This is a genomic window from Zunongwangia atlantica 22II14-10F7, assembly GCF_002094855.1.
Taxonomy (GTDB): domain Bacteria; phylum Bacteroidota; class Bacteroidia; order Flavobacteriales; family Flavobacteriaceae; genus Zunongwangia; species Zunongwangia atlantica.
This window is the reverse complement of sequence record NZ_ARYN01000066.1, coordinates 1-1,019: the sequence shown is the minus strand read 5'-3', so window position 1 is coordinate 1,019 and position 1,019 is coordinate 1. Positions and strand designations below refer to the sequence as shown.

The 1,019-nt window shown below is 34.1% G+C and carries 1 protein-coding gene; it reads right to left on the bottom strand.

The annotated features are described in order from the left end of the window. Window positions 1-644: 644 nt before the first annotated feature. A complete protein-coding gene (locus IIF7_RS20585) occupies window positions 645-980 on the bottom strand; it encodes a hypothetical protein (protein ID WP_084843557.1) in 336 nt (111 codons plus the stop codon). Window positions 981-1,019 lie beyond the last annotated feature (39 nt).

Here is a 1,019-nt window from a genome sequence, read left to right as displayed (position 1 = left end):
GCAATTGGCTATACGCGTTGTTGTACGCTGTTTCTATTCAGATACTCTTTAGCATCTTTAATATTCAGTTCAATTTCGTCTGCAGCTCTTCCAGTTCGGCTTTCGTGAAATATAGATTCTCCGAGACTGTCTAAAGCAACTAAAATCTGAAAAATAGTGGTTTTACTGTCAGATTTTAATTCCGCTTCGAGCCAATGCTAAATCCGGAATTAAATTTTCATTTCCAATTTTGTATAAACTCCAATATGCACTACTTCTTTTGATTTTCAGTTTTGTAAATGTCCGAATTAAGTCCATCAACAATTATTTTTTCCAATTCGGTTACGTTCAAATCTTTCAGTTTCGATTCCGCTATTATTTTTATCTCATAATCAGAGTGAGAATATCCTTTTGCTTTTTAGAATATATAAGCAGCTTCTTCAAATTGGTCGTTTGTAAATTTCATCATAAATTTCAATTCAGCACGATGGGTTAAATAGCGCACAACGGTCTTAGCTCTGGTTTCGATGCTGAAAACGTCCGCATGACTTTTCCACTTAGCCCAAAGATAGTAAAGTTGTTTACATAAAGAGTGAGGATTACCGCAGCAATGAACTATATCCAGTGTACTATGCAGTTTTTTATAGATTTATTGGTGGTGCGGCTTATCCAATTATTTGTCCGCCAAAAGTTATCTGTTCAAATAGTATTAAAACGGTTGTCTTTAATTCGTCTTGATTGCAATAGTATCCGTCTATTTTTCCGTATTCTGTATAGTCAGAAATATTAAATCCGTCTTCAATATCGTTAAACCAAATTATTTTCCGACCACAAATAGCTATAACCCAAAATCCGCCACCTTCATTTCCAAAAGTCGGTTCACTCCATTTTTCAGGACTTATATTTATTAAATTCCAAAAATTAAGATACTTTCCTTCTAATTCAGCTTCAGCTTTGCAAATTTCAGAGGAAAGTTCTTTTTCGGTTATCGGTTTCCACATTTTTAATTCAGTTCAGGGTTTCTTAAAATAGCGTACAAC